The organism is Herbiconiux liukaitaii, from assembly GCF_041927495.1.
GTDB lineage: Bacteria > Actinomycetota > Actinomycetes > Actinomycetales > Microbacteriaceae > Herbiconiux > Herbiconiux liukaitaii.
In genome coordinates, this window is record NZ_JBHFHG010000008.1 from 172,857 (window position 1) to 193,581 (window position 20,725).

Below are 20,725 nucleotides of genomic sequence, written 5' to 3' on the forward strand. Positions count from 1 at the left end.
GCATCCGCTTCTACTGAGCGGGTGCCTGGAGGTCCCGCCGCGCCTAACCCGAGCCACTTGCGCAGCCGAGCCGTCAAGCAGCCTGCGGGTTCTCGAAGTGTAGATCCCCCTAGACATTGCTATCTAGGGGATACACCATGCTGGAGGTCAAGCCGATGAAGTACCGCGATCCAGACGCGGGAAGTGTCGCCGGGACTCACCCGCAAGGCGTTGCAGGCGATCGAGCACGTGAAGGAGCAGAACTCATGACAGCGATAGACGTCACCGCCACCCGATGGGTCGGCGGATGGGAACTCGCGATCGACGGCGATCCCGTCACTCAGGTGCGCACCCTCGACCACGCGGCACAGCAGGTTCGGGACTACCTCGACACCGCGGAACCGGGCACCGATCACAGCACTGTGGAGGTGGTCCTCATCCCCGACTTCGGGGATGGTGTGTCCGTGCGCGTTCGTGAGGCGCGCGAGGCCACGGCGGCCGCGCAAGAGCGCCAAGTGGCCGCCGCTCGCCAAGCCCGAACGGTCGTGCGCGAACTGCGAGCAAAGGGCGTCAGCGTCACCGACGCCGCCGCCCTTCTCGGCGTCAGCCGAGGTCGAATCAGTCAGCTGGACAAGAACGAACTCATTTCGTCTTAGTCCGCGTAGTGTGCGATCGGGCGATGTCTGCCTGCGACGGAAACCCCTGGGGGTAGACCGCACCGCGACCGAGGGAATCGATATGCGCCCCATCCTTGTGCTCTGCACCGTTCTCGCCGCTGTTCTGATCGTCGTCGGGCTGGCCTTCGGCGGCCTTCTGGCCGCGAAGATGTACTCCTTCGCCAAGGAAGGGCTGCCCCTGGCCTGTATGGGTCCGGAGTATGCCTCGCCGTCTGCCGGCCACGAGCAGCGCGTCTCGGTGTCCGGTCGGCTGAGACTGTTCCCTCCCGGACTCGAGTGCACGTTCCCCGCGGCGGACGGTGGCGACCCCATCGTCACCGGGCCGCAACCCGTCTTCAGCGTGATGGGTGGCAGCAGCGCGGTCCTGCTCGCCTCGGGCCTCCTTCTGGGCGTGTACACCTCCCGCAAGAGAGAAGCAGGTGCTCGGTGAAGGAGCGGCTTCAGGACTCGCCGTCGGTATCGGGGGTGTGAGGGTCGTTCGTGCGGGGAGTGCGACCTGCCGCGCGGTACCAGACCAGGCCGATGATGGCGCCGAGCACGACGCCGATGCCGAGCCCGAGGGCCCAGTTGTTCAGGATGATCGACAGGGCGACTCCCACGGCGAGACCGACCAGTATTCCGACGCTCATCTGCTTCGACCTGTTGGGATGGCCGCCTCGGGTGCTGTCATGCTGCATGTCGTTCATGTCATCTCCCTTCGTCGCCTTCGACGCTACGGAATCGCCGGCGTGACGCCATCCACCTCAGTGGGGAAGGAGCTCCGCCTCCCGGGGGAGTCCCTCTACCGCGTGCGCTGCAGCGCCGCGGAGGGGCGGCGGGTGGGGCCGGGTGCCACGAAGAGCGCGTCGACGAGGCGGAAGCGTCGCAGGGCGCATGCGAGGAGACCGGCGGCCAGGGCGCTGACGAAGCACAGGGGGAGCGCGATCCACTGCGACGAGATGCCGGCGTCGGCCAGCCGCAGCGAGACGAAGACCTGCACCGGGAAGTTCACGAGATAGAAGACCACGGCGTTCTGCCCGAGGAAGCGGAGCCACCGGGTCGGCGCCGACGCCCGTTCTCCCGGGGCGGTCGTGCGCCGGAGGAGCATGATGAGCCCCGCCAACGCGATCACCACGACGGGGGCGAGCAGCGGGCGATGCGCATCCGCACCGGTGCGCCAGAGATCGTGCACCCCGTGGTCGCGGGCCACGAGCACCGCGCTCAGCGCCGCGGCCACGATGAGGCATCCCACCATCGACCGGGTGCGCTCCAGGCGGCGCAGCGAGGGCCGCATCCTGGCCGCGAGGTGCCCGAGGAAGAAGAAGCCGGCGAAGTACAGCAGCTTCGACGAGTCCTCGGTGGGGGCGGCGGCGCTGGCGAGCCAACACGCGACCGGCACGATGGCCAGCCACCGCCCGGGAACCCTCGTCACGAGCGGCGCCACCGCGTAGTACACGGCCAGGTACGCGATGAACCACAGCCAGTTGTTCGGGTACCAGAACATCGGATCGCCCACGTCCGTGTAGCCCTCGATGAACCGGCCGATGAGCATCCACACCAGGAACGGCCAGACCAGGGCCCGCACCTTGCCCCAGGCATAGGTGCCCCACGGCTTCTGCAGCGAGCGCTCGAGCAGCAGGCCGGAGAGCAGGAAGAGCACGCTCATGCGGTAGGGCGCGAAGATGGTCGAGGCATCCAGCACGAACTGGTTCGCTTGCACACCGGCGTGCGCCTGCGGCAGCCCGGTGGAGTGGAAGAGCACCACGAGCAGGATGGCGATGCCGCGGGTGGAGTCCATCCAGCGCGAGCGGCGCGGTGCAGGAGTCGTGAGTGTGCTCAGACCTCCTACGCTAGGAGAAGCCGGCGGCGCCGCACGTGAACATCGGGTCAACATCCCGTGCCCAGGCAACAACGCCGAGGATTGCGGTGCCGACAGTTGTCAAACGTCGTCGCGCGACCAGCAAGCGGACCGCGCCGTCCGAAGCCTCGGTGCTATCGAGCGCGTCTAGTCCACGATCGGGTCGGCGGATGCCTCGGCCTTGCCGCTGGCGGCGACGACGTGGAGTGCGTGCGTGAGCACTTGGAGGTCCTCGATGGTCTCGACGTCGGTGACCTTGCCCCACTTCAGGGTCATGAACTGGAAGACGGTGTTGCTGTAGAGATCCCCGCCCGGCAACGGGCCGCGGATATCCGCGCGCACCGCTAGGCGGGTGTGCCACGGACCGCCGCGGACGATCACCTCATGGATCGTGAACTTCGCGCCCGGAAGCAGTTCACCCACCCTCCGCCACCACCGGACCATCGAGTCGCGTGACGTCCGTCGTCCACCGAGCGCGTGCTCTCCGTGGAACTGGTAGGTGAAGGGGTCGCCCAGCCCATCGACCATCGCCAAGTAGTTGCCGGCATTGATCTGGTCTAAGACCGCTCGGACCTTCGCTTCGACCAGGCGCGAGTAGATCATGGGTTGAGCCGACGGCGTCGGAGAACGGCCGGCGCCCGGACCAGCGCGATGACCATCAGCAGAAGGGCCACGCCCCTGATGGCGACGGACGCCCAGGAGACGAGGAAGATCGTCCCGAGGAAAGGCACGCCTGACGGGTTGACCGACACGATCACCGACGCCACGAGGAGGAGACCGAAGAGCGTGGTGCAGGTCAGGGAGATCCTCCACCAGAGCCTCCAGGTGGAGAGCAGGGGCGGAAGGGCGATGAGGAGCAGTGGAGCTAGCTGCAGGAGTGCCAACTGGCTCGGCCCACCCGGGCCGATGAACCCCGCCAGCAGCGGTACGGCGTAAATCATCGAGGCGACCACCTGAAGGCGCTTCGAGAGCATGCCCAAGCTGGGCCGGACCGATCTCCCCGCGGCCGCGTCCAGACCCTCGAGTCCGGCGTGAGCGATATCCGCCTGGGTTCCCACCTCGCTGGCGAGCGGCCGCAGATCGGCGGCGGCGTCGTCGAGATGATCTGACACGTCTCTCAGCGTGGACTCGCGGTGATGCCGCGGCAGCACCGAGAGTTCTCGGCGGAGTCGTTGGAGGTACTGCGCCTTCTCGGTGGGTCGCTCACTCACAGTGTTCACGGTCGTCATTCCGCCTCCAGTAGTTCATCGACGGTGTCTCGAAAGGGGGACCAGGCGAGTCGGAAAGCGCTCAGTCGCGCTCTGCCGGTCGGGGTCAGCGTGTAGTACCTGCGCTGCCGGCCCTGGCCGGGGTCGGTCAGTTCGGAATCGACGAGGCCCGCTTCGCGGAGCCTGGAGAGCAGGGGATACAGCGTGCCCTCGCTGGCCAGCAGTCCGCGGGCGGCCAACATGTGCGCGAGGTCTCTTCCGTACCCCCGATCCGATGCCAGCGAAGCCAGGACACAGAACTCCAGAGCGCCTTTTCGAAGGTTGGTGAGGATCTTCTCCTCCTCGCTGTCCATGCACAGACCATAGCCTTGTAACGCAAGGCATTGCAATACCTAGGATGGAGAGATCCCCCTGAATCGGCGCTGCTCCGGTTGGTCGGTGTGCGCTTGCTGCGTGTGGACGGTCTCCCGGCGGCGACGTCTTCTATCGTGGGACCGACGACGGCGTCTGCGTGATCGGTGTCGCCTGGTCGACACTCCTCGTCGCAGGCCGACCCTCACTCCACCCACGCAGATCGACCGAAAGACGTATCGATGGAATCCCGACCCAATGCCCTGATCGATCTCCACCGCCACCTGGAGGGATCCGTGCGCTCCAGCACCGTGATCGAGGTCGCTCGACGCGACGGCCACTCCTTCGCGGCCCTCGAGCGCCCTCGCGACGAGATGGTCTTCCAGGGCGAGCCCGACGGGCTGCTGCCCTACCTGCACAAGGTCGACCGCGTCATCCCTCTGCTGACCACGGCGGCCGACTGGAATCGAGCCGCCTACGAAGCCACCCTCGACGCGTTCGAGGATGGGCTCGACTACGTCGAGTTCCGTTTCGCGCCGTGGCTCATCCAGAGCGAGTCCGGGATCGACGCTCACGAGGTCGTCGACGCGGTGAGCGATGGAGTGATCGCCGGGACACGCCTCACGGGACTGCCGGTGAATCTCATCGGAGTCATCGTTCGCGACCTCGGCCCGGAATCCGCGATCGAGCAGGCGGAGCTGTTCACGTCGCGTACCCGTGAGCTGGTCGCGATCGACCTCGCCGGCAACGAATCGGGATTCCCCGCCGCCGCCTTCGCCCCGGCCTTCCAGCTCGCGCGGGAGGTGGGCCTGCGCCTGACCGCCCACGCGGGGGAGGCGGCCGGGCCGGAGAGCGTCTGGAGTGTGATCGACGACCTCGGCGTGGAGCGCGTCGGGCACGGGCTCCGTGCTGCAGACGACCCTCGCCTGATGGAGACCCTCGCGGCTCGCGGAATCACCCTCGACCTGGCCTTGAGCAGCAATGTGCACACCGGCGCGGCGGCGAGTTTCGAGCGGCATCCGGTGAGGGAGCTCCTGGCGGCCGGAGTGCCGGTGACGCTCAACACCGACGATCCCAGGGCCAGCAACGTCACCCTGAGCCACGAGCACGACATCGCCGTGAGCCGAGTGGGGCTCACGCCGGAGCAGGTGGCCCTGATGGCGCAGCACTCCGAGAGGGCAGCATTCCGCCCACATCACTAGGACGCGGGGCGCACACCACCCTGGCCACTAGGGCACCGTGAGTGCGCGTCGGTATCGGCTGGGGCTCGTGCCGACGATCTCGGTGGAGACGACGCTGACCACACGCGCTAGCAGCCCTGCCTACGACGCGCAGGGGGTGAGTGACTCCACGGGGGTGGTGAGCGTCGCCGGGCCGCCGAGCAGGGTGACGTGCGTCACGCCCTGTGCGCTCATCGCCGCGAGAGTCACCTGCGGCACGCAGCTGCTGTTCACCACGTAGAGCGGGGCCCCGATCGCGCCCGCCCAGGCGGAGCCCGCCAGCGCATCCGGGAACTTCAGGCCGGTCGCGAGGAAGGCCCGGCCGGCCGTCGGGAACGCCCGCAGGTTGATGTTGGCCGACGCGGCGAAGCGGTCGGCGCCACCGTCGCGCACCACCGAGGTGATGCCGGAGACGGAGGCGAGGGAGGCCTCGACCCCCGGGCTGACCGAGTTCGGGCCGCCGGCGATCACGACGTTCTTCACGCCGAGGGTCGTGAGGGTGTCGATGGTGGCCGCATCGAGGCTGCTCGCCCCGCCGTTGACCAGCAGCACCGGCCCGTACGCGGTCGCGGCGGCCGCCCCGGCGCTGAGGGCGTCGGGGAAGTTCGCGCCGGTGGCCACGTACGCGGTCTCGGTGTGGGAGATGAAGGCGTATTCGCTCAGCGAGCGCGAGACCTCGTAGCGGTCGGCGCCGTCGATGCGCTCAGTGTTCGGTTGGATGCTCTTCAACTGATCGAGCACGGCTCCCGACACGGAGTTGGGGCCGCCGACCACCACGATGCGAACCGGCTGCAGGCGTTCGATCTCGGCGCGCACGCCGCTCGGGAGCGCGTCGGAGGGAGTGAGCAGCAGAGGCGCGTTCAACCGCGCAGCAGCCGGCCCGGCGGAGAGGGCGTCGGGGTAGTTCGCGCCGGTGGCGACGAACACGGTGAACGCACCGCTCGGGTAGGCGCGCTTCGAGATGTTCACCGCCACCTCGTAGCGGTCGGCGCCGGATACGCGGTCGGGCCCGGCAGGCGGGGTGAGCACGGCGGTGGCGAAGATGTCGTCGCTCCCGCCGCATCCGACGGACCCGGTCGACGGGTCGCATCCGGAGAGCGTGTAGAGGCCGACCACGAGCGGATCGGCGCGGTTGATCGTGTAGCTCTTCTCGAAGTGACCCGTCTGGCGGGTCGTCGAGGTGGCCGGGATGCTGAGGGCGGGCTCGTCGTAGAGCAGGGGCGGGCCACCGATGACCACGTGCTCGCGGATCGGGGTGTCGGCGTTGCCGTGGTCGGCGATGAGGATGAGGCCGCCGCCGTAGAACTGATTCGCGATCGTGGGGCTGGGCACGGAGGCGTAGTCGAACGCGACCGTGAACCCGTCGCTCGTGGCGGTGATCGCCAGGTTCGTGACCTCGGGCCCGTTCCAGCCGGTCGGCCCCTGCTCCGGGGGAGTGGCGTACCGGATCGGCAGCGGCCCGTTCGAGTCGGCGACCTGCGGCGCTGCGACTGTCGTGGCACTGTCGCCGACGGCCCCGGCGCCCCCGACGACCCCGGCGGCCGACGCCGAAGCGGGCGCGATCAGCGCGAGAGCGAACACGGCGATGACCGAAGCGGCGACGGATGCGGTGGTTCTGAACACAGACGGGTCCTCTCGAGGGCGACACAGAGCCTTCACAAGCTATCGAGTGCATCCCGCCGCCTGCTGCCCCTACTTTCAGGGGCTTTCAGTGCCGAAAGCCCACCGCGGAGTTGCCCGTGGTGGGCGGTGTGGGGTGGGTCTTCCGGTCGGGTTGTCTCCCGCGTCTGCTGCGCAGCCGCCCGCCAGTCCCGAGCCAACAACCCGACCGGAAGACCCACCCCACACCACCCGGGTCTGCTCGCGCCGGGCGCTTGCGGGCCTCGCAGGAGCTTCAGTCGGGAAGGCTGATCGTCAGGGGCCCGCCCTCGACGGGTCCGCCGGGGCAATCGTGGGTCAGCTCGCTCGTGCTCCACGAGACGGTCGCCGACGTCGACCCGAGCGCCGACCCGTCAGCCGCGTAGGCCGTGGCCGTCGCCTCGGCTTGCGTCTCCAGGGGGAGGTCGACCAGCCAGACGGTCTCGCCGCCTTCGCTGTCGATGACCGCAGGGCGACTCGCCCCCGGAGTCTCGCCCGCACCCTCACCGGCAGAGACCCCGCACACGTCATCGACACACATCTCGACCCACGCCACCCAAGCAAGCGAGGATGGCGCACCATCCAGATCGACACTCACTACGTTGTAGTACCCAATCGCAGCACACCCTTGAGAACACCCGCCTAGGGAAGCGAGAGCACCCGCCGAGGCGATCACGGCGGCCGCACGCATCGCCCTCCCGATCGCGTTCACATCTGGCACAGGTGCCCGTCCAGCTGGCGGCTGCGTTAGTCGAAGCGCTTGCCCGCGGGTACCGGGGCTGACAGCAGGAACACGAGGAGCACGATGGGGCCGACGAGCGGCACGAGCACGATCAGGATCCACCAGGCGCTGTGGTCGGTGTCGTGCAGCCGTCGGGCGGTCAGGGCGAGACCGGGCACGAAGGTCGCCAGAGCCCAGATGCCCCAGATCACCCACACCGCGAGCAACGCGATGCGGGGCACCGCGGAGTCCGCATCGGGCTGCAGGCCGTAGCCGCCGGTGCCGAGCGACGACAGGATGTTGAACACGAGGGCGACCACGATCGAGACGAGATACCACCACCAGTACTCGCTGCGGCTCGCGCGGCCGGTGAAGGTGGCGTACTTCTTCCAGAAGCGCGCGACGGCTGCCCCGAACGGAGCTCCGTAGTACGGAGCCTCGAGAGGCACGGGTGCGGTTGCTGTGGTCATGGTTCCCCCCAGGGTGTCGCCTCGCCCTGCAGTACAGGGTGCCGGCGGCGGATGATGCGTCGATCGTAGCGGGCCGACGAAGCGGTCGCGCGGTGACGATCCGCTGCGGGGTGTGGTCGGATAGCCCCATGTATATCGAGAGCGCCCACGGCGGCTTCTGGAACCTTCTGCTCTGCGTGAACTACCGGCGCGACAACAAAGGCGTCTTCCACCTCGTCTTCCCGCAGGCCGCGGGCGGCAACTTCAAGGTGACTCCATCCCACCCTCAGTACCACCAGATCGAGCGACACCTCCTGCAGGCCACCCTCCCGCACGACGTCAAGCACTAGCCGGCCGCCTGGGGCGGAGTCGCACGTGGGGGTGGTGCGATCACCTCTGACGAGACCCCGCGCTCCCAGCGTGAAGCGGTGTTCAGGCGTCCGCCATGGATTGCAGTGCAGACAGTTGTCGATTAGTTTCGGGTCATGAGAGCTTCGTCACTGGTCCCCGCGGTGATTCTCGGTGCGGCGCTCGCCGCAGCACTCACCGCCTGTGCAGCCCAGGACGAGTTGCCGGTCTTCTCGCAGCCTCAGGAAGAACACGACCGGCTGCCGAGCGATGGTACGTTGCACGTGATCGAGTCCGTCGACGAGGCGACCACCCGCCTCCTCTGGGAAGACGAAGCGGGAACCTCGTTCTACGCGGCGCGAGGCCGCGGGGACAGCGACGGTTACAGCTGCCTGCTGATCTTCACGGGCGGTGAGGGGCAGAGTGCCTGTGGCGGCCTGCCCGTCACGATCAGCCCGAGCGGAGAGCCCAGTTACATGCTCAGCCCCATGGTCGACGGCAACAGCGACGAATGGACGCAGGTGGCAGACAACCTCTTCGTCGCGAACGACGAAGCTCACGACACGCGCTAGCGCCGTTTCGCAGGTGGGCGCGGGGTCGCGCGGGAGGCGCGGGTGAAGATGAGGGAGAGGATGGCGGCGAGGGCCCCGGCCACGGCCGAGAGGCCCAGCGGGGCGAAGGTGGGGTCGTCGCCCGGCATGTCGAGCGTCATCCAGACGAAGAGGATGAAGGCGGCGAGCGCGGTGGCCGGCGCGAGCCAGCGCGCGAGGTCGCGGAGGACGCCCACAGCGAAGACGCGGGGGTTCCGGCGCACGCCGGCCACGATCCCGGCGAGGCCGAGCAGCACCGCGATGCCGGCCAGCGTCAGCACCGAGGCGATCGGCACGACCCCGTTCAGCTGCGTGGCACGCAAGGCACCCTCGTCCGGCCCGGTGAAGGTTCCGGCCGGGAAGTCGAGACTCGCGCCGACGTCGTCGACCGTGAACTCGAAGGGGTAGCCCGAGTCGCCGTCCTCCTTGAGGTCGAGCCCGTACGACGTGAAGCCGCCCTGTGCCGACGTCGACTCCTCCGACGCCACGGTCGCTGCCGACCCCGGTTCGTACGTGCCGAAGGGCACCACCGAAGGCGCCCAGCCGCGGGGCTCGTCGGAGGAATCGGTGTCGAGCGTGATCCAGCCTCCGGTGAGCTGTTCGGCGCCGAGTGCATCGGGCACCCGCAGCTCGATCGTGAGCGGCGAGGGCGCGGGGTCGTCCCACACGGTGTCGTACTCCCAGCCCTCCAGCAGGGCCGCCCAGCGCACCCGATCGACCACGGCACCGGAGGCATCCTCGGCAGCCACCGCCGGCGTCGCCAGCGAGTACGAGATCCGGAGGTCGTGTGAGCCGGTGAGTACCCGGGGCAACTGCGTCGTCATCAGAAGGGTGTCAGCATCCGGAGCAGTCGTGTACGGCACGTCATCGCCGTCGATGGTCACCGCATCGACCGCAAGACCCAGCGGCTGCCCGTCGAGACTGTTGCGCCACTGCTGCGCGAACTGCGGAACCTGCGATCCCTCCTCCTCCGCGTCGAACGAGACGGTGAGCGTCTCGGTCACGTCCAGGCGTGCACGCCCCTCGTCGTCGCGAGAGAGCTCGGCCACGGCGTCGAAGGCCTGCACCTTCGTGTACAGCGTGCCCGGGATGTCGCCCCAGTACGACTGGTAGTCGACCGAGCGCTGGAAGGGGTTCGGCAGCGTCGCCACGGCCACGATCGCACCGGCCACGACCAGCAGCGAGAGCAGCCGGATGAGGATGCGCGGGGCAGTCAGGAACGACGGCGTGCGCCACGAGCGCGAGGCACCCACCTCGCCGAGCTCGCCCTCTATCAGCCCGACCACCTGTCGGCTGGCCTCGCGCGGCGGTGCGAGCAGCACCGCGTAGGGCAGCAGAGGATCGCTCGAGCGGCCACGCTCGAGCAGGCGCGTGCGCTCGGCGTAGACGTCGATGCCGCGCAGATGCTGCTTCAGCAGTGCACCCCGGCGGGTGAGCGGCCGGGCCGAGAGGGCGATCGCGATGATCACGATCGAGATCGCCGAAGACAACAGCACGAAGGCCACCGGCCACCACACCACCGAGAGCTTCGCCTGGAACGACAGCTGCCGCACCAGGCCCCACTGCACGACCGTGAGGGCGAGAGGCGCGGCGATGAAGAAGTCGCGCACGAAGCCGTGCGGGATGCGCCGCAGGCCCTCCTGCAGCTGTCGGCGCAGATCGGGCGCCGCGGCTGCCCGGGCGAGAGCGCGGGGCAGATCGCCGATCCGACCGGTGCGTTGCGCGACCTTCGCGGCCGCGATCAGTCGTCCCCGTCGTTTCTCCCGGCTCGTCCCGCCGCCTCCGCCGCCCTTCTGAGCGTCTTCGAGCGCTGCGGCCAGCTCGGCAGACCGCTCCCGGCGCAGCACCTGAGCCGACATCCGCGCCGACACACCCTCCGGCGGCTCGAACTGCGCCACGAACCACGGGCGGCCCCGCGCGTCGCCCCAGGCCACAGCTCGGGCGGCGAGCGCGAACAGCAGCGTCAGCAGCAGGAGTGCGAGCGGGGCCAGCGGCCCGAACGTCTGCACCCAGAAGAGAGGTGTCGGCGCGGGCATCTCGAAGGTGCCCTGCTCGAACGACATCACGAAACCGGCATTGGCGTGCGGTGGGATGTTCTGCTCGTTCGTGAAGCGGTAGGAGACGTCATCCGGCGACCCGGTCACCGCGACCGGCTCCGGATCGAGCCACTCTCCGGCGCCGATGATGAGCCAGGCGAGACTGCCCCGGGGCTGCCGGATGAGCTGGTCGTCGACGTCCTCCGGGAGGGTGACCGTGACATCCAGCCCCGCGAGGCCCTGAGGCCACGACGGACCGAACACGTCCCAGCGCAGCAGGTCGACGTCGCGGCCGGTCGCCTCGTCGGTCGAGGCGAAGGCGAGGTCGTGCAGCGTGTACCGCAGCACGAAGTCGTGGTCGCCCTGGAGTGAGGTGCCGCTGCCGCCATCCCCAGGCGCGTCCATCGTGAGCAGCAGCTGTTCGGAGTCCTCCGAACGCCCCACCTCGATCGGCTCGCCGTCGAGGGTGGCCTCGATGCCGTCGGGGTTCAGCGCGTGACCCTGGTAGTTGGTGGCGATGGCCCGCTGGATGCCCGGCTCGTCGACGCCATCCGGGAACGCGGCGGTGATCTTCTCCTCGACCTGCACGACCATCCGCCCGTCGGCGGTGCGCTCGATGCGGTAGTCCACGGTGAACTGGCGGGCGATCCAGGTGTCGGTGACGCTCGAGGTGGAGTCGGTGATGTCGTCGAGCGTGAGCGGTTTGTTGATCACGGGCCCGATCAGCAGCACCACGCCGGCCAGTGCCACGAACCCCCAGAAGGCGCGCAATCCGGCCCGCAGGTGGGGCCCGCCGTGCGAGCGCAGCCAGGCCTCGAGCCCGAGCAGCCAGCGCGAGAGCACGACCCAGAGAGCGGTGTGCTGTGGCCCGGGATCGGGGATGCGCTCCTCGACGGGCCCCTCCGGATCGACAGCTGTCACCCATCGAGTCTGCCCCATCACGCGACACCCCGAGTGCCCCGCCGATCAGCTATCGTGCTGAGGTGCTTCCTCGAGATACGGCGCGACTTCGCTTTCGTGAGATGACGCCGACGGATCTCGACCACATGGCAGACCTGTTGGGCGATCCCGACGTCATGCGGTACTACCCCGCGCCGAAGACCCGCGACGAGGCGGCTGCATGGATCGCCTGGAACCAGAGGAACTACGAGCAACACGGCTACGGACTCTGGATCGTCGAGACACACACAGGCGACTTCGTAGGCGACTGCGGCCTCACCTGGCAGAACGTCAACGGAGTCAGCACGCTCGAGGTGGGATATCACGTCACCTCTGCATTGCAGGGTCAGGGTTTCGCGACAGAGGCGGCTGCAGCATGTCGCGACTTCGCGGCCGACCACGTCGAGACACCGCACCTGATCGCGATCATCCACCCGGACAATCGCGCCTCCGAGCGCGTAGCCGAGAAGATCGGCATGCACCGCGTCGAAGACGACGCCCCCGAAGGCGGCCCGCGCCGAACCGTCCTGAGCCTGACCTTCTAGCAGCCCGTCCCAGCTGCACTCCACAACACGCACCCACTTCTAGCGCGGATGCCCGCGAGTCTCCCCGCGTCCACCGCTGCAGGCCTCGGAGGAGCTTCAGACAGGGGATGGCGACTGTTCAGCGAACCGTGGTTCAGACCGGATCCTCGATGCCCGAGGCTGTTCGGGGGTCGGGGTGACCGACGCCGGTGAGGGAGAGATGGAAAGACACAAGTCACACATCGAGTTCATCGTCGATTTCCTGCGGGGTGAGGAGTCCGATGACCGCTACCTGTCAGAGCTCGACACCGGGATTCTTGCAGCACCCCTGAACGACTGGGCTGACCCGCCGGCGTACGTTCACAACGGGGATGCGCGCGCCGAACTGATGGGCGGGCGATCGCGCCCGTCTACTCCGTTCGGCCGGTCGAGCACGTTCGAACTGCTGCTGGCGTATCTGCGGAGTCAGGGCGTGACCGACCCACGGGCCGAAGCCGCGGACAAGCGCGTGCAGGCCGACTACAATGCCCTCGTGCAGGCTCAGCCGAGTTGGCTGTCGATCGATAACCACCCACTTGGCGCTGAAGTTCTGTCCAGCACCGCAGGACTGCCTGCAGAGCAGCGAACTGATGCGATCCGACGAGCGATCGAAGAACGTTTCCGCAGCCTCGACCAGACACCCAGGTGGATCCAGAGCCCCGAGTGGCCAATCGTGGACGGCCGACCTCTGATCTTCGTCGGAGCTCTGGACATCTCGAAGATCCGCCACGATGTCACCGACCTCTACGTCTTCATCGACGACACGGGTCGAACTGTCACGGTCGAACAGTCGATGTAGCCCGTCGACAGACGAGTGGAGGGCGCGCCAGAGCACTGACAGATAGCCGACCGCTATTCCGTGGCTGCATCACTCCTTGTTGTCCGCAAGCAGGTAGAGCACGTATTCGCTGAAGCTCATCTCCTCGGATTGAGCCGCTTAATCGTCATGCCAGTACGTCCACAGTTCGAGCGATGATGGCATGTCCCGCTTGAAGCCGGTGAGGTCACCGGCGCCGTTGTTGTGGATCGCGATCAGATCCTGAGGCAGGCCGTAGTCGTCGTGCTCACGTCGATTGTGCGCAAGAAGGTCTCCACGGGCGGGCACCCCGGATCCGATTCCCCAGATCTCGAACGACTTGAAGTATCCGTACCCGAATTCGCGGACGAACTGCAGGTAGTCAGCAGGGAACGCACCGAGCTCCCTTTGCGCCTCGTCGAGTTCTAGCTCGGTGGCCCCTGTTCCGTGCTTGAAATTGGGGCAGGCGAGAAGTGCGGACCTGGCGGATTCGTAGGCGGTCATGTCAACCCTTCGCGTGTCGTCCTTTAACGGCGCCGGCAAGATCACCGGCATCCTCATCGCCCCACCGGAGTCCCGCGACCTGCCCTCCTAGGGGCCGGGGAGTCGCACGCCATGCGTTATCCGCACGCAGTGAGTGCCGCGACCCTCTCGTCGAGCGAAGCCGGCCCGCCGATCAGCGTCACTCGTTCCACGCCCTGCGCCTTCATCGCCGCGAGTGCGGCGCCGGGCACGCAGTCCGCGTGAGCCACGTACAGGGGAGCCGAGAGCTTGCCCGCCCATGCCGAACCCGCAAGCGCATCGGCGAACTTCAGCCCCGTCACGAGGAAAGCCCGATCGCTTCGCTCGAAAGCGTCGGCGTTGATCGAGACGGATGCCGCGAACCGGTCGGCCCCGCCGAGTCGTGTCACCGACAATCCAGCTGTCCGCAGTCCCGTCTCGACCCCCGTCGAGACGGATGCCGGCCCACCGGCCACCTTCACAGTCGTCACGCCGAGCGACCCGAGCAGTGCCAACGTCGTCGTGTCGGGCGCACTCGCCGAGCCGTTCACCAGCACGACCGGACCCCGAGCCGAAGCTGCGGCTGCCCCGGCACTGAGCGCATCCGGGAAATTGGCGCCGGTCGCCACGTACGCGGTGGACGCTCGGGACGCCCCGAACGCGTACATCGCGAGATTGCGCGAGGCCTCGTACCGATCTGTCCCGCTGATCCGCACCGTGTCACTCTGCACCGCACGCAGAGAATCGAACACCGCGGGAGACACCGAGTTCGGCCCGCCGACCACCACGATCCGGCCCGGCCGCAGCCGCTTGATCTCGGCGCTAACTGCGGGGAGCAGCGTGTTCGTGTCGGTGAGGAGCAGCGGACCGCCGTCGACTGCGGCGGCCGGGCCGGCCGACAGCGCATCCGGGTAGTTGCTGCCGGTCACCACGTAGACCACGGGGGCGGTGCCCGGAAAGGCAGCCCTTGAGGCGTTGACAGCCGCCTCGTAGCGGTCGGCCCCCGAGACTCGTTCAGTGACGGGGGGCCAGCTGTCTGCAACGGGTCCGCCCGCCCGGTCGCTCGCCGGAGGCATGGGGGTTGTGCGGGTGAGCACGGAGTCGTTCACGGTGTCGCCGTTGACGAACGTGGGGTTGGCGCACTCGGCGAGTGTGGGAGTGCCGGTGCCTCCGCCCGAGCCCGGAACGAGGGCGAGTTGCGAGATGCCGTGCTGAACGAGGTTGAGAGGAAGTGCCGCGTTACCGAGCCCGGCTGCTCGACCCTGCCCGGCGCACAAGGCGTACTGGCCGAAGGCGGTGAGGCTCGCACCCTTCTCCTCTCTGAAGACGCGATTGGTCTCGGTCGGCACGATCATGTACGAGGTCGAGGACAGCGGATAGGCACGCGGGTCGGGATTGGAGTACACCGCGCCCAGCTCGAGCGTTCCGTATCGCTCGGAGGCGGTGTCCTCGTCGATCTCTGCACCCAGCAGCGCGATGGAGACCGCCGCCGGAGTCGGGGCCACGTAGTATCCGCCTGCGTTCAGCACCTTCGCCACGGGCAGTCCGGAGGCGAGCGCGTAGGAGTTCTCCACGTAGGTGATGGCTCCCTCGCCGTAGCCCTGCGACACGTAGCCGGCCACACCGAGTGAGCCGTTCTGCGCCTTCATGTCCCCCTGCACGGGGAACTGCGACTGGGGAGCGCACGCGGCGGAAGTGCAGATGGCCGCCCAGCGATCGGGCTGGCGTGCTTTCAGCCAGGAGGTGAACTGCCAGGTGGAACCGTTGCCGTCCGCCCGCACCACGGGGGTGATCGTCTTCGCGGGCAGCGCTGCACCCGGATTGTCGGCCACGATCGCCGCATCGTTCCACGACCGGATGCTCCCGGTGAAGATCCCGGCCACGGTCGCTTCGGAGAGCCGCAGGGTGGTGATCGCCACGCCGTCGCTCCCGGTGAGGTGATAGGCGAGCGCGGTGCCACCGGCCACGAGCGGGAGGTAGGCGTAGGTGCTCGACGGGACCTCGGAAGCGGACCCGTCTTCGGGAGTGCTCTGGAACGGCATCTCCGACACGGCGAAGTCCACGGTCTGCGCTACGAAGTCCCGGCGGCCGGCAGATGACCCGACGCCGGCGTAGTTGACGGTCATGCCGAAGTCGACGGCGACATCCTTCCGCCACCGGTCCAGCGGACCCTGCGACCAGGTCGACCCCGTGCCGGAGATCGGAACGAACGACCCGGCCGCCACCGCTGCACCGGGTGCCGGGCCGGCGATCGCGAAGATCGTCGCACCGGCGACGACGGCAGAGAGAACCCGGACCAGAAGCGCCCCCCGGCGCGTGTGTGACATGGTGAGAACCTAGGCGCCTGCCGCGACCACCGAGTGAACACTCCTCCAACGCCCAGCGTCGATAACGACTCCCGCGGCTTCTCACCTCTTCACACCAGCGGCCCCGCACCCGGTGGGAGTGCGAGGCCGCAGGCAGGCGCGCGAGCGCCCGATGGGGGCTCAGCTCATCACGTGGCGCACGGGGTCAGCGCCGCCACTGCTGGGGTGAGGGTCGCCTCCCCACCGAGCAGCGTCACCCGCGTGGCTCCGAGCCCCGCGATGGAGTCGAGCACTGCCTGCGGCACACAGTCGCCCGGCACGACGAACAGCGGCGCCGCGAGCTTGCCCGCCCACGACCCACCGGCCAGCGCATCCGGGAACTTGAGCCCCGTCGCCAGGAAGACGCGATCCGATGAGGTGAACGCATCGTTGTTGATGGTCTGCGAGGCCACGAAGCGATCGGCCCCACCCAGACGCAGCACCGTGCCGAACGACTTCAGGTCGGCTTCGATGCCGGGGGACACGGAGTTCGGCCCGCCGGCGATCTTGATGGTCGACTTCTCCTTCTCCTCCAGCAGCGCTTCGGCACCGGGGTCGACGGTGGCGTCGAGGCCGTTCACCAGCAGCACCGGAGCCTGGGAGATCGCAGCCGCCGGGCCCGCCGAGAGAGCATCGGGGAAGTTCTGACCGGTCGCCACGTAGGCGGTCGACGACGAGGTCGCGTACCAGTCGTACGACATGAGGCTGCGGGAGACCTCGTAGCGGTCGGCACCCGAGATCCGAAGAACGTCGGGCGTGCTGGGCAGAGCCTTGATCACGGCTTCCACCGCCGGTGAGACGGAGTTGGGCCCGCCGACGATGAAGACCTGGTCCGGCGCGAGACGAGTGAGCTCGGCGAGCACGACCGGGGGCAGCACGTCGGTGGTGGTGAGCAACAGGGGGCCACCGGTCGGGCTCGCGGCGGCAGGGCCGGCGCTCAGGGCATCGGGGTAGTTGAGGCCCGAGGCCACGAAGACGAAGGGGGACGTGCTGGAGTACTGCTGCTTCGAGATGTTGACCGCCACCTCATAACGGTCTGCACCAGAGATCCGGTCGACAGTGACCTCCGGAACAGGAACCGCACCCGAGGCCGGCACCGGCGCCTGGGCCAGCAGCGAACCGAACGCGAGCAGGAAGGCCATCAGCGCGAGGAGGGCCACCTTCCACCTCCGACGCGTGACCTGGTCGCTCAGCGACTCCGTGGAATGTGCGTTGATCAGCATGGATCTCCCCTTCGACTTCGATGGACGGCGCTGCCCCTGGCCGGACCGGTTCCCCCGGGTCCGCCGCCGTTGCCACGGTATTGGACGAGGAGGCCCGCTGCCGCCCCCTCTTTCGGGGGCACCCAGGCGGGTGGCAACCGAGATCAGCGCCGCGCAGCGACCTCGGCTCGGAGCGCGATCGCCTCGGGATCGTTCGGCGACAGCTCGATGATCCGATCGAGGGTGGCGAGCTCGGCATCGATGTCACCGGCCGCATCCTGGGCGGCGGCGAGAGCCCTCAGCGCAGCGATCGAGTCGGGCACACGCCGCAGCGCCTCCTCGGCCCAGCGCTCCGCGAGCTCACCCGCTTCCACCCGGCCCTCAAGCGCCTGCGCGGCGAGCGTCTGGGCCGCGATCGAGGCCACATCCGCATCCCACGGCCGAAGAGCCTGCGCCAGCTCGAACGATCCCTGAGCGTCGGCGATCCCACCCGCCCGCGCTGCCACGATGCCGCGCTGAAGCGGGATCTCGGCTGCGGCGGCCACGACCAGCAGCACCGCCCACAGTGCGATCGCACCCTGCAGCGCCCGCCGTCGTCCGCTCACGAGCCCCACCGGCCGCCCCGTCTCGACCACGGGCTTCGCCGGAACAGCCACGAGGATGCCGACCAGCAGACACGCGAGGATCCCGGTCGCCGCGACGGTGAACGTGGTGAGCAATGCCCCCGCGATCGCGAGCAGCGCCGCCGCACTTCCCGCGAGCAGCGGGCCGTGGGGCGACGAGGACCCCGAGACGCGGTTCCACGCGCGCACCCCGAACACGATCACCAGCACTCCGACAACCAGCAGCACCAGCGGCAGCAGCACCCCACCCGCGACAGCCGCCTGCAGCAGCATGTTGTGCGGAGAGTCGAGCACGGTCTGCGACCCGACCACGTCGTACCAGGCTGCGGAATGGAATCGGGGTATGGCGTCGACGAACCCGCTCGGGCCGGCCCCGGTGAGAGGGGAGCCACCGAGCAGCTGCAGTGTCTCGCCCCACATCTCCTGCCGGTCGGCCACGGTGCGCGACGAGAGCGGGCTGAGCCCCAGAAGTCGGTCGCGGGTGAGGGGCACAGCCAGCGCGATTCCGACGAGACCAACGGTGCCCGCCACGGCGATCAGCGGAATGCGGATGCGCTCACGAAGCGGGGCGCGCGCTCCCGCGGCCCGGCGGCGCCGTCGCTCCCGCATGATCGCGAAGGCGGCCAGCACGATCACAGCGATGACGACCGCCACGAACGCAGCCCGCGATGCCGACGCCACCACCGAGACGAACCCGGCAAGAGCCCCGACGGTCAGCAACCAGGGCCGCCGGCCGGGCAGAGGTGCTCGCCACCGTTCGACGGCAGGTGCAAGGAGCATGGCGAAGAACGCGGCACCGATGATCCCCTGGTCGGTCGCATTCCCCAGCAGCGCACCAGGCCGCTCGAGGTTGGTCGGGATCGGATCGAGGCCGAACGACTCGAGCACCCCCACCACGCCGAGTGCGATGCTCGCGGTGGAGATCGCGGACCACCAGGAGTTCACCCGGTTCACACTGCTGCCGGGCCCGAGCAGTCGAGCGCCGAAGAAGGCCGCGGCGATGTACACGGGAAGCGAGACGAGCCCCTCGTAGCGCGGCCACCTGCCCCACAGCGCAGCCCACGGGCTCGCCGAGAAGGCGACGCCCACAAGAAGAAGGAGCACGACCCCGCCGATGCCGATGAGCAGCCACCGGGGGAGTCGCCCACTGGCCATCGTCACGGATGCCGCGAGCACGGCCACTGCGAACAGCGCCTCCTTCGGCAGGAACCACCGGATCATCCCCTCCGGCAGAAACACCACCAGCGCAGCGGCGGCCAACCACAGCCCCGCACGCGCCCACGCCAGCGACCGCGGTGTCTCCGCGTCCACGACGGCCACACGCCGCTTCGCCGTCTCACTCTTCTTCTGCGCGGACACATCGACCTTCCTGGCTCAGCGAGAACGCACCACTGACGTCACCGCCCGCGCTCCCCGAGCCAGGCTAGCGGTCGCCTCGCGGTCACCATCGGCCCTCGCGCGGGGTTGCACGTGGTGGGTGGTGCGGGGTGGGTCTTCCGGTCGGGTTGTCTCCCGCGTCTGCTACGCAGCCGCCCGCCAGTCCCGAGCCAACAACCCGACCGGAAGACCCACCCCACACCACCCGGGTCTCCCGGCGGCCTCGATATCCTGAGCGCGAGGATTGGAGCGAGCGAATGCTCATGAGACACCGCGACCGTGAACCCGAGATTCATGAGACCGCTTACATTGCGCCCTCTGCCGTGATCGTCGGCGATGTTCACATCGGGGCGGGTGCACGAATCCTGCACGGGGCGGTGGTCACCGCTGAGGACGGCGCCGTCACGATTGGCGAGAACACTGTCGTCATGGAACAGGCCCTGGTTCGCGGCCGATCGGGTCATCCTGCCCACATCGGAGCGTCCGTCATGATCGGACCGCACACCCACGTGAATGGCAGCTTCGTGGCAGACGAGTCGTTCATCGGTACCGGTGCATCGCTCTTCCCCGGCAGCCGCATCGGAAAGGGAGCCGAGGTTCGGATCAATGGCGTCGTCCAGGTCAACACTGTCCTCGAGCCAGGAGATGTGGTTCCGATCGGATGGGTCGCAGTCGGATCACCCGCCTCGATCCTCCCGCCAGATCGCCATGAGGAGATCTGGGCGATCCAGAAGGAGCTCCACTTCGGCGAAACGGTCTACGGGGTGGGCCGCGATGTATCGATGACTGAGCTGATGCGGCGCCAATCCGAGTACTACGGCGCCCACGCGAGCGACGAACCGATCGAACACTGAGGAACTGGCCTCCGCGTGCAGCGGGTGACATATTTCATCAGGTGAAGAGAAGGGTGAGTTCGTTCACTTCGAGCTCGATGGCTGTTCAGCTCGGCCTACCGTTGCACTCAGCCAACCGACTCGCGCACGACCTGACCTGATCGACAGGACACAACCGACATGCCCCCCGGAAGGATCTCGTGCGATGCGGGTGAGTCTGCTACTACGTCGATGCCTCGGCCCAGGGGGCGTGGCCATGCGTTTACACGTCGACGGTTCCGGAATCATGGTCGGCCTCTCCGCGGCCCGGGTGCCCCAGGTCTCCTACCCCGAAGGCTGCGCCTGACCACACGACGACCCCGGCAGTGCAAGACCCACCCCACACCACCCGGGTCTCCCCGCGCCTCGCGCCTTTAGCCAGACCAAGCGGTGCCAGTAAAGGATGTCGCAGAATGCTAATTCCTTCTCCCGGGCACCGTACCGAGCATTGCC

21 protein-coding genes are annotated in these 20,725 nt (G+C 68.4%); 8 read left to right on the plus strand and 13 right to left on the minus strand.

Annotation, left to right across the window (positions count from 1 at the left end):
• Window positions 1–137 precede the first annotated feature (137 nt).
• Together ACEXQC_RS17360 and ACEXQC_RS17365 are read left to right on the plus strand one after the other, a co-directional pair.
• The gene (locus ACEXQC_RS17360) at window positions 138–635 is read left to right on the plus strand and encodes a helix-turn-helix domain-containing protein (RefSeq protein WP_374825262.1); all 498 of its coding nucleotides are present in this window, start codon (window positions 138–140) and stop codon (window positions 633–635) included.
• Window positions 636–717: 82 nt separating this feature from the next.
• Window positions 718–1,086: a hypothetical protein gene (locus tag ACEXQC_RS17365; RefSeq protein WP_374825264.1), complete on the plus strand. Its 369-nt coding sequence runs from the start codon at window positions 718–720 to the stop codon at window positions 1,084–1,086.
• Between the two features lie 10 nt (window positions 1,087–1,096).
• Here ACEXQC_RS17365 and ACEXQC_RS17370 read toward each other — a convergent pair whose 3' ends face one another.
• The 5 genes from ACEXQC_RS17370 to ACEXQC_RS17390 all read right to left on the minus strand — a co-directional run bounded on the left by ACEXQC_RS17370 (window position 1,097) and on the right by ACEXQC_RS17390 (window position 4,054).
• Window positions 1,097–1,285, minus strand: a complete 189-nt coding sequence (locus tag ACEXQC_RS17370) for a hypothetical protein (RefSeq protein ID WP_374825266.1) — start codon at window positions 1,283–1,285, stop codon at window positions 1,097–1,099.
• Between the two features lie 152 nt (window positions 1,286–1,437).
• Complete coding sequence (locus tag ACEXQC_RS17375; RefSeq protein WP_374825268.1) at window positions 1,438–2,433, minus strand: acyltransferase family protein; 996 nt, start codon at window positions 2,431–2,433, stop codon at window positions 1,438–1,440.
• Between the two features lie 207 nt (window positions 2,434–2,640).
• On the minus strand, window positions 2,641–3,096 hold the full coding sequence (locus ACEXQC_RS17380) for a nuclear transport factor 2 family protein (protein ID WP_374825270.1): 456 nt from the start codon (window positions 3,094–3,096) through the stop codon (window positions 2,641–2,643).
• Entirely contained in the window at window positions 3,093–3,722 is a 630-nt protein-coding gene (locus tag ACEXQC_RS17385) for an HAAS signaling domain-containing protein (protein WP_374825272.1), read from the minus strand. The genes ACEXQC_RS17380 and ACEXQC_RS17385 overlap by 4 nt, the downstream gene beginning before the upstream one ends.
• Window positions 3,719–4,054 carry a PadR family transcriptional regulator gene (locus ACEXQC_RS17390; RefSeq protein WP_374825274.1) on the minus strand — a complete coding sequence of 112 codons (336 nt, stop codon included), beginning with the start codon at window positions 4,052–4,054 and terminating at the stop codon, window positions 3,719–3,721. Before ACEXQC_RS17390 ends, ACEXQC_RS17385 begins: the two co-directional genes overlap by 4 nt.
• A 240-nt stretch (window positions 4,055–4,294) precedes the next feature.
• On the opposite strand from ACEXQC_RS17390, the gene add reads away from it, so the two are divergent.
• Complete coding sequence (add, locus tag ACEXQC_RS17395) at window positions 4,295–5,254, plus strand: adenosine deaminase (protein WP_374825276.1); 960 nt, start codon at window positions 4,295–4,297, stop codon at window positions 5,252–5,254.
• 120 nt (window positions 5,255–5,374) lie between these two features.
• Here the strand turns inward: add and ACEXQC_RS17400 are convergent, their stop codons facing one another.
• The 3 genes from ACEXQC_RS17400 to ACEXQC_RS17410 form a co-directional block, all read right to left on the minus strand.
• Window positions 5,375–6,895, minus strand: a complete 1,521-nt coding sequence (locus tag ACEXQC_RS17400) for a cell wall-binding repeat-containing protein (protein ID WP_374825278.1) — start codon at window positions 6,893–6,895, stop codon at window positions 5,375–5,377.
• Window positions 6,896–7,166: 271 nt separating this feature from the next.
• Entirely contained in the window at window positions 7,167–7,451 is a 285-nt protein-coding gene (locus tag ACEXQC_RS17405) for a hypothetical protein (RefSeq protein ID WP_374825280.1), read from the minus strand.
• A gap of 206 nt (window positions 7,452–7,657) precedes the next feature.
• On the minus strand, window positions 7,658–8,101 hold the full coding sequence (locus tag ACEXQC_RS17410) for a DUF805 domain-containing protein (RefSeq protein WP_374825282.1): 444 nt from the start codon (window positions 8,099–8,101) through the stop codon (window positions 7,658–7,660).
• Window positions 8,102–8,229: 128 nt separating this feature from the next.
• On the opposite strand from ACEXQC_RS17410, the gene ACEXQC_RS17415 reads away from it, so the two are divergent.
• Together ACEXQC_RS17415 and ACEXQC_RS17420 are read left to right on the plus strand one after the other, a co-directional pair.
• Entirely contained in the window at window positions 8,230–8,430 is a 201-nt protein-coding gene (locus ACEXQC_RS17415) for a hypothetical protein (protein ID WP_374825284.1), read from the plus strand.
• Window positions 8,431–8,565: 135 nt separating this feature from the next.
• Window positions 8,566–9,000, plus strand: coding sequence for a hypothetical protein (locus ACEXQC_RS17420; RefSeq protein ID WP_374825286.1), 435 nt, complete (start codon window positions 8,566–8,568; stop codon window positions 8,998–9,000).
• Here the strand turns inward: ACEXQC_RS17420 and ACEXQC_RS17425 are convergent.
• Window positions 8,997–11,975, minus strand: a complete 2,979-nt coding sequence (locus ACEXQC_RS17425) for a DUF2207 domain-containing protein (RefSeq protein WP_374825288.1) — start codon at window positions 11,973–11,975, stop codon at window positions 8,997–8,999. The genes ACEXQC_RS17420 and ACEXQC_RS17425 overlap by 4 nt on opposite strands.
• A gap of 62 nt (window positions 11,976–12,037) precedes the next feature.
• On the opposite strand from ACEXQC_RS17425, the gene ACEXQC_RS17430 reads away from it, so the two are divergent.
• Both ACEXQC_RS17430 and ACEXQC_RS17435 read left to right on the plus strand, forming a co-directional pair.
• Window positions 12,038–12,538, plus strand: a complete 501-nt coding sequence (locus tag ACEXQC_RS17430) for a GNAT family N-acetyltransferase (RefSeq protein WP_374825290.1) — start codon at window positions 12,038–12,040, stop codon at window positions 12,536–12,538.
• A 175-nt stretch (window positions 12,539–12,713) separates the two neighbouring features.
• Window positions 12,714–13,355, plus strand: coding sequence for a hypothetical protein (locus ACEXQC_RS17435; protein WP_374825292.1), 642 nt, complete (start codon window positions 12,714–12,716; stop codon window positions 13,353–13,355).
• A gap of 138 nt (window positions 13,356–13,493) precedes the next feature.
• Here ACEXQC_RS17435 and ACEXQC_RS17440 read toward each other — a convergent pair whose 3' ends face one another.
• From ACEXQC_RS17440 to ACEXQC_RS17455, 4 genes are all read right to left on the minus strand, one after another.
• The gene (locus ACEXQC_RS17440; protein WP_374825294.1) at window positions 13,494–13,856 is read right to left on the minus strand and encodes an SMI1/KNR4 family protein; all 363 of its coding nucleotides are present in this window, start codon (window positions 13,854–13,856) and stop codon (window positions 13,494–13,496) included.
• A 116-nt stretch (window positions 13,857–13,972) separates the two neighbouring features.
• On the minus strand, window positions 13,973–16,180 hold the full coding sequence (locus ACEXQC_RS17445) for a cell wall-binding repeat-containing protein (protein WP_374825296.1): 2,208 nt from the start codon (window positions 16,178–16,180) through the stop codon (window positions 13,973–13,975).
• A 167-nt stretch (window positions 16,181–16,347) separates the two neighbouring features.
• The gene (locus tag ACEXQC_RS17450) at window positions 16,348–17,421 is read right to left on the minus strand and encodes a cell wall-binding repeat-containing protein (RefSeq protein ID WP_374825298.1); all 1,074 of its coding nucleotides are present in this window, start codon (window positions 17,419–17,421) and stop codon (window positions 16,348–16,350) included.
• A gap of 143 nt (window positions 17,422–17,564) precedes the next feature.
• Entirely contained in the window at window positions 17,565–19,382 is a 1,818-nt protein-coding gene (locus ACEXQC_RS17455) for an O-antigen ligase family protein (protein WP_374825300.1), read from the minus strand.
• Between the two features lie 281 nt (window positions 19,383–19,663).
• Here ACEXQC_RS17455 and ACEXQC_RS17460 point away from each other — a divergent pair, with 281 nt between their 5' ends.
• On the plus strand, window positions 19,664–20,254 hold the full coding sequence (locus ACEXQC_RS17460) for a gamma carbonic anhydrase family protein (protein ID WP_374825302.1): 591 nt from the start codon (window positions 19,664–19,666) through the stop codon (window positions 20,252–20,254).
• Window positions 20,255–20,725 lie beyond the last annotated feature (471 nt).

What these genes read in the sequence shown, in the direction of transcription:
- ACEXQC_RS17375 (WP_374825268.1), bottom strand. Translation starts at nt 2,433, where the DNA reads ATGGACTCCACCCGCGGCATCGCCATCCTGCTCGTGGTGCTCTTCCAC.
- ACEXQC_RS17415 (WP_374825284.1), top strand. Translation starts at nt 8,230, where the DNA reads ATGTATATCGAGAGCGCCCACGGCGGCTTCTGGAACCTTCTGCTCTGC.
- ACEXQC_RS17405 (WP_374825280.1), bottom strand. Translation starts at nt 7,451, where the DNA reads ATGTGTGTCGATGACGTGTGCGGGGTCTCTGCCGGTGAGGGTGCGGGC.
- ACEXQC_RS17380 (WP_374825270.1), bottom strand. Translation starts at nt 3,096, where the DNA reads ATGATCTACTCGCGCCTGGTCGAAGCGAAGGTCCGAGCGGTCTTAGAC.
- ACEXQC_RS17440 (WP_374825294.1), bottom strand. Translation starts at nt 13,856, where the DNA reads ATGACCGCCTACGAATCCGCCAGGTCCGCACTTCTCGCCTGCCCCAAT.
- add (WP_374825276.1), top strand. Translation starts at nt 4,295, where the DNA reads ATGGAATCCCGACCCAATGCCCTGATCGATCTCCACCGCCACCTGGAG.
- ACEXQC_RS17420 (WP_374825286.1), top strand. Translation starts at nt 8,566, where the DNA reads ATGAGAGCTTCGTCACTGGTCCCCGCGGTGATTCTCGGTGCGGCGCTC.
- ACEXQC_RS17370 (WP_374825266.1), bottom strand. Translation starts at nt 1,285, where the DNA reads ATGAGCGTCGGAATACTGGTCGGTCTCGCCGTGGGAGTCGCCCTGTCG.
- ACEXQC_RS17460 (WP_374825302.1), top strand. Translation starts at nt 19,664, where the DNA reads ATGAGACACCGCGACCGTGAACCCGAGATTCATGAGACCGCTTACATT.
- ACEXQC_RS17385 (WP_374825272.1), bottom strand. Translation starts at nt 3,722, where the DNA reads ATGACGACCGTGAACACTGTGAGTGAGCGACCCACCGAGAAGGCGCAG.
- ACEXQC_RS17360 (WP_374825262.1), top strand. Translation starts at nt 138, where the DNA reads ATGCTGGAGGTCAAGCCGATGAAGTACCGCGATCCAGACGCGGGAAGT.
- ACEXQC_RS17450 (WP_374825298.1), bottom strand. Translation starts at nt 17,421, where the DNA reads ATGCTGATCAACGCACATTCCACGGAGTCGCTGAGCGACCAGGTCACG.
- ACEXQC_RS17390 (WP_374825274.1), bottom strand. Translation starts at nt 4,054, where the DNA reads ATGGACAGCGAGGAGGAGAAGATCCTCACCAACCTTCGAAAAGGCGCT.
- ACEXQC_RS17410 (WP_374825282.1), bottom strand. Translation starts at nt 8,101, where the DNA reads ATGACCACAGCAACCGCACCCGTGCCTCTCGAGGCTCCGTACTACGGA.
- ACEXQC_RS17365 (WP_374825264.1), top strand. Translation starts at nt 718, where the DNA reads ATGCGCCCCATCCTTGTGCTCTGCACCGTTCTCGCCGCTGTTCTGATC.
- ACEXQC_RS17445 (WP_374825296.1), bottom strand. Translation starts at nt 16,180, where the DNA reads ATGTCACACACGCGCCGGGGGGCGCTTCTGGTCCGGGTTCTCTCTGCC.